The 6,091-nt window shown below is 38.2% G+C and carries 5 protein-coding genes; 2 read left to right on the plus strand and 3 right to left on the minus strand.

Annotated elements, in window-relative coordinates; translation table 11 throughout:
* Positions 1-7 precede the first annotated feature (7 nt).
* Complete coding sequence (locus VTHSUH11_RS00605; RefSeq protein WP_105092269.1) at positions 8-667, plus strand: PepSY domain-containing protein; 660 nt, start codon at positions 8-10, stop codon at positions 665-667.
* Between the two features lie 75 nt (positions 668-742).
* On the opposite strand, the gene VTHSUH11_RS00610 is transcribed toward VTHSUH11_RS00605, so the two are convergent.
* Both VTHSUH11_RS00610 and sstT read right to left on the minus strand, forming a co-directional pair.
* Positions 743-2,260: a dihydrolipoyl dehydrogenase family protein gene (locus VTHSUH11_RS00610; RefSeq protein WP_105092270.1), complete on the minus strand. Its 1,518-nt coding sequence runs from the start codon at positions 2,258-2,260 to the stop codon at positions 743-745.
* A gap of 173 nt (positions 2,261-2,433) precedes the next feature.
* A complete protein-coding gene (gene sstT, locus VTHSUH11_RS00615; protein ID WP_059361643.1) occupies positions 2,434-3,654 on the minus strand; it encodes a serine/threonine transporter SstT in 1,221 nt (406 codons plus the stop codon).
* Positions 3,655-3,911: 257 nt separating this feature from the next.
* Between sstT and VTHSUH11_RS00620 the strand changes: the two genes are divergently transcribed.
* The gene (locus VTHSUH11_RS00620) at positions 3,912-4,652 is read left to right on the plus strand and encodes a ubiquinone/menaquinone biosynthesis methyltransferase (protein WP_105092271.1); all 741 of its coding nucleotides are present in this window, start codon (positions 3,912-3,914) and stop codon (positions 4,650-4,652) included.
* Between the two features lie 141 nt (positions 4,653-4,793).
* Here VTHSUH11_RS00620 and VTHSUH11_RS00625 read toward each other — a convergent pair whose 3' ends face one another.
* Complete coding sequence (locus VTHSUH11_RS00625) at positions 4,794-5,525, minus strand: SIMPL domain-containing protein (RefSeq protein ID WP_059361645.1); 732 nt, start codon at positions 5,523-5,525, stop codon at positions 4,794-4,796.
* Positions 5,526-6,091 lie beyond the last annotated feature (566 nt).

Genomic DNA, 6,091 nt, shown 5'->3' on the forward strand with positions numbered 1-6,091 from the left:
GATTATAATGAATAAAAAATTAGTATCTTGGGTTTTGACTGGTGTATTAGCGGTTGGTGTTTTCTCTGTTGCTACACCATATGAAGTACAAGCGCGTAAGACTAAGCCTGAAACAAGCACAGATATTACAATTAAGCGGGCTCCAGGCCAATCTGTAGTAATGACAATGAGCGAAATTGGTACAATCTTCCAAAATCGTTTCCCTAATGCTGCATTGCATTCTGTAGAATTGAATTCTAACGATCTAGCTTATGCATATAAAGTGACCGGCTATAGTAAATATCACGAATATAAGATGAAAATTGATATCGTAACAGGTCATCAATCCGACATGTCCGAAGGTGGAAAACCTAAACACGTAGTTGGTGAAATCTTTAATAAAGATAAGGTTATCGAACCATCTCAAGCTGAAGCGATTGCAAAAGGCCAACTCGGCGCAGATGCTGTTATGAAAGGCTGGAAAGTTGAAGCTCATAATGGTAAGGTTAACTACTATGTAACTATGCATCAAAATGGCAAGAAAACAGTTGTGACTGTTGATGGTAATACAGGCTCTTACATTTCTCAAAGTAAAGCAACTAAATTACCACCAGAACCAGATCAAGGTTTTGATAAACGTCGTACGAACCTAGTATGGGGCCATGATATTGTAATGGATAAAAAATAAAAGAAAGAACACATTGTTCTTTCAGTGAAATGAAAAAGACCGATACAACGTGTATCGGTCTTTTTCGTATTTTGTTTACCAACGATTTTCGTAATATGCTTGTGTCCACATGACGACCTCCACAAGGGATGGGTGAGGACTCATAGTTTCACCTACAGTGATAACGGATCTAGGGTCCATATCACGAGAAATTCCCTTTTCGCGCAATCGTTTTGTGCGTTCAGAAGCAATTTCTTCGTTGATAGTTGTTAGTGGAGTGATACCACTATTCATAAGGTTAACATACGGTTGGAATAGGATAGATGCTTGAGGTCCTACCACATGCATACCGAGGATATGATTTGTATCTTTGTCTACTACGATTTTGACAAAGCCATCATTTACATCACCAGGGTTGATGCCCATAGCATACCCTTTAGCGGTAGAGGAGTAGAAGTTTTTGCCTACCCCTACATTGTAGCCGGCTTTGATAGCTTCTGCCTCAGTAAGACCTACACTACCAATTTCAGGGTATGAGAAGGTAACCTTTGGCAATGTATCGTAGCGTGCCCAGCGGTAATCTTCTTCGCTAGTTGCATAGAAGAGGTTGTGTGCAATGATATCTGCTTCGTAGTTTGCACGATGACGGAAGGCTGGCTCGCCATTTACATCGCCTAGAGCATAGATACCCTCAACAGATGTTTCCAAAAACTCATTAGTTTTAATCCATCCTTTTGGCCATGTTTCGATGCCGGTATTTTCAAGGTGTAATTCTTCGACAGCTGGGCGAATTCCAGCGGCTACAAGAATTTCCTCAACCTTAGTTTCGATTACTTCACCTGTAGTGCGATCTTTAGTTACAACTACTTTAAGGCCCTCTTCTTGGCGAATCTCAACTGTATCTTGATTTAAAATTACGTTGATACCACGTTCTCTATAGTTGGTAAGTAAATGCTCAGACATATCCGCATCTTCTTTAGGTACTAAGCGGACATTGTGTTGAAGAATTGTTACATTTGTACCAGCAGAAGCAAATACGTGAGCGAATTCTACACCAATTGGACCTGCACCGAGAACAGCAAGGGATTTATATGGTTGTTTAGGGAATTTATCTCCAAAGAGACTTTCACTAGTAAGGAAACCAGCCTCCTGAAGACCAGGTACATTAGGTACATTACTGTAGCCACCAGTGCCAAGGATAATTGTAGGCGCAGTGATTTCTATTGTGCCAGAACCATCGTTAAGGTGGATGTCCATAACCTTATCAGATACAAAGCTAGCGGCACCGCGGTATACGTCTACATTATCAAACGCATTGTAATAGTCATAAATACCAGCAGATTTGTCGATCATATGCCATGTGCGTTTGGATACAATGTCCCAATCCATAGTGGCAGAATTCACATTAATACCGATTTTTTTGAATTCTTCTACCTCTTGGACAGCATTAGCTGCTGTTACCATAACCTTTGTGGGGATACAACCTCGTGTGAGACAGGTGCCACCGAATTTACCTTTCTCTATAATTGCTACGTTGAGGCCTTTTTTTTGTGCTGCATCAGCTACGATGGTTGCACCACCAGTGCCTACTACAATAATATCGTATTGTTTCATGGTATATCCTTTCTATGTAAAGTTAAGTTCTTAAGATTTATTATCATGTAATTATTATATCATATATTGAATAAAATCAATATAGTTATATTAAAAAAGAAATGATTTATAAAAGAAAAACTTTCACAAAAAGAAAAGACGACCCAATGGATCGTCTAATTCTATATAAGGGATTAATCCCAATTGTCGTTATAACCGCGTTTAGCATAATCAGCACTAGCAGTGAAGAGAATATCTGTACTGGAGTTAAGTGCTGTTTCGGTGGAGTCTTGTAACACACCGATAATGAAACCTACGCCTACAACTTGCATTGCTACATCGTTGGAGATACCGAAGAGGGAACATGCCAATGGAATGAGAAGCAAGGAACCGCCAGCTACACCAGAGGCACCACAGGCACCAATCGTAGCGATAACGGATAGAAGAATAGCTGTAGGAACATCTACGATGATACCCAATGTATTGGCAGCAGCCAATGTCATGATTGTAATGGTAATCGCTGCACCGCCCATGTTGATTGTTGCACCCAATGGGATGGATACAGAGTACATATCAGGGTTGAGTTTTAAACGTTTTGCCAAGTCAAGGTTTACAGGGATATTTGCAGCAGAACTACGTGTGAAGAATGCGTAGATTGCAGATTCGCGTAAACATTTAAATACCAATGGATATGGGTTACGACGAAGGTAGATGAAGGATAAGATTGGATTGATTACTAAAGCCACGAAAATCATAGAGCCTAAAAGTAATACTAGTAATTGGAAATAACCAATTAATGCTTCAATACCATTAGTAGCTATGGAGTCTGCTACAAGACCCATGATACCCAGAGGAGCAAAGCGGATAATCCAACCAACCACAGTAGTAATCGCTTGTGCGATTGATTCCATCACTTCTTTTGTATTCATTGGAGAATGGCGCAATGCACCACCAATGATAAGAGCCCAACCTAAAATACCGATATAGTTAGCATTCATTAAGGCTTTTACAGGGTTATCTACAACATTTTTTAGGAGTGTTTTCATAACCTCTGCGATACCTTGTGGCGGTGCTGCATCTGCTGCGCCTGCTACTAGGTGTAATGTAGTTGGGAAGAACCAGCTTACAATTACTGCCAGTGCTGCAGAGAGGAATGTACCTAATAAATATAAGGTAATAACAGAACCCATCCCCGTTTTTTGACCGGAGCGATGTTTACTGATCGCAGCAATTACAAGGAAGAATACGAGGACTGGTGCAATGCCTTTGAGGGCACCTACAAATAATATACCCAGTAAAGCAAGTTCGTTTGCAAGGTCGGGAACATAGAGAGCCGTCAAAATACCGATTATCATACCGATAAGTATTTGTTGAATAAGACTGACCCTATTGATGGATTTCATAAATCGATTCATAATAGACTCCAATACTTCATTAGACTACATAAAACAATAAAATTGGCTTTTGAGTATAGCCATAAATACAAATCCTTTTACAAAGGACATATGTCATTATACAACGAACATTTTATTATTTCAATAGATAAATACTATTTCTATGCATTTTGAGTATACTATAGTATATATATAAGAATAGTTCTTAGTTCTAGAATGTAATCGCTAGTTGTGGTATACTGTCAGCATGTGAAATTTTGATTGTGAAAGTGGGTACCATGAATACTAAAGAATTTAACACTTATGAAGACAAAGAACAGTTTGTGCAAGGTGTATTTTCTAATATTGCCAAGCATTATGATTTGATGAATACTATGCTCAGTTTTGGGCAAGATTATTTCTGGCGTAAGTTCGCTGTAAAAGAAATGAATATTGGACCTTATCAACATGTACTTGACGTAGCTTGTGGTACTTGTGTATTTACAAAGGAAGCGTTGCGTCAAGAACCTACTTTGACCGTTGAAGCATTAGACTTTAATGTGGAGATGCTGGATCAAGGGCGTGCACGCATGGAGCGAGCGGATCTTTTGGACCAAGTAAATTTGGTGCATGGAGATGCTATGGCTTTACCTTATGCAGATAATACCTTTGATGCAGCTATGAGCGGCTTTGCAATGCGTAATGTACCTGACATCAAGCAAGTGTTGTCAGAAATGCAACGCGTTGTAAAACCAGGCGGTAAGGTAGTGGTATTGGAATTAGCTAAACCAAGTGCATTTGGATTTAAGCAATTATACAACTTTTACTTCTCCTATATATTACCTATAATAGGGAAGTTGAGTAAGGATAATTCCTCTTATGCTTGGTTGCCAGAATCCTTGCGCCGCTATCCTCATCAAAGTGAAATCTTGGAAGTCTGGAAATCCTTAGGTTATGAACAAGCCACTTATCATGAATTAACAGGTGGTATCGTAGCTGTACATGAAGGTGTTGTACCAGAAACTACGACAAATAAATAATATGAAACATAAAGACCGTGTAACACTGTGTGGTGTTGCACGGTCTTTTCTTGCGTTTGTTGTTGTGTATAATTTATTGTTTTGTTTCTTATTGTTGATTACAAGAAACTATTTCTTTGTAACTTGTTGGTAGCTTGATGTTTATTGAAGATAATATACGATATCAGCATCTTGGGAAATAACTAAGGAACCTTTTTCCACAGGTGTTTCAGTACTAAGATTTGCAGCAAGTAATTTTGCATTACGATAGTAACCTTGGTCAAAAGTGCTTGTTTCAGTGTTGCTAATATTTACAGTTTTAACTGGACCCAATGTACGACCTAAAGCAGTAGCAATGATTTCTGCCTTATGACGACCGTTTTGAATTGCTTCTGTAGTCAAAGCGTCAGATAATTGTTGGGACGGGTCGTTTTGGAATGATAAATTGTTGATGTCATTAGCTCCAGCGTTAACAGCAGCATCTACAACTTTACCAACTGTATTTAGGTCGATAATTTTTACTGTTACATGGTTGGACACACTATAACCCGTATTAATGCGTTTACCATCTTGGTAATCGCTAGTAGGATTAATAGAAATATTAGATGTATAAATATCTTTCTTAGCAATACCTAAGTTTGAAAGTCTACTAACTAGCTCGCTCATAATGCGGTCATTGTTAGATTTTGCGGCATTGATATTAGTGTTCTCACTAGTGATGCCTAATGTAAGGATGGCATAGCTAGGTGCAACAGAGCGAGATGCTTGTCCTGTTACATGGATTTCAGATGTGTCGTAAGTTCCTTGTGGAGCTGCAAAGCTTGCAGTGGCAATTGAAGCACAAATAGCAGCTAGAGCAACTGTTTTGGTAAATAGTTTTTTTGAGAAGTACATAATTTTCTCCTTGTATATAGTATTAAAATAGGGCGTTTCTCTTATAATATATATGCCCATCTGATAACCATATTGTACCAAAATAGATTGTGTAAAATCAATATATATTTTGTTGAAATGAGAAGAAAATGAAATTTTGTGAAAGTAGAAATTAAGGGTTGCACAGGTATGTGTGTTGTACTATAATAGTCATACAGTCGTTACAGCGACTGTTTCTTAATGAGAGGCTATTAGATGATGCATCTTGTTTTGAATGTTTAGGTTTTGTATCGGCAAGGAAATGCGATTACAAAATTCTAAAAAAGATTATAAAAAGGTGTTGACATGAAAGTGACAACATGTTATTATAATTTAGTCGCCAGTTGACGAAACGCTTTAAATAAAAGTGCTTCCGAGCTAGATAATATCTGGTGTGACTGGTACAGATCTTTGAAAACTGAACAATGATAGGTAATCAATCAATATGATTGAACATATGCCAGAGTGCGGGTTTTGACAAAGTCAAAACCAACCATAATTCAAAGTTACATACATGTAACGACAACAAATAATGAGCTATTCAAATA

Source organism: Veillonella tobetsuensis, assembly GCF_002959935.1.
Lineage (GTDB): Bacteria > Bacillota > Negativicutes > Veillonellales > Veillonellaceae > Veillonella > Veillonella tobetsuensis.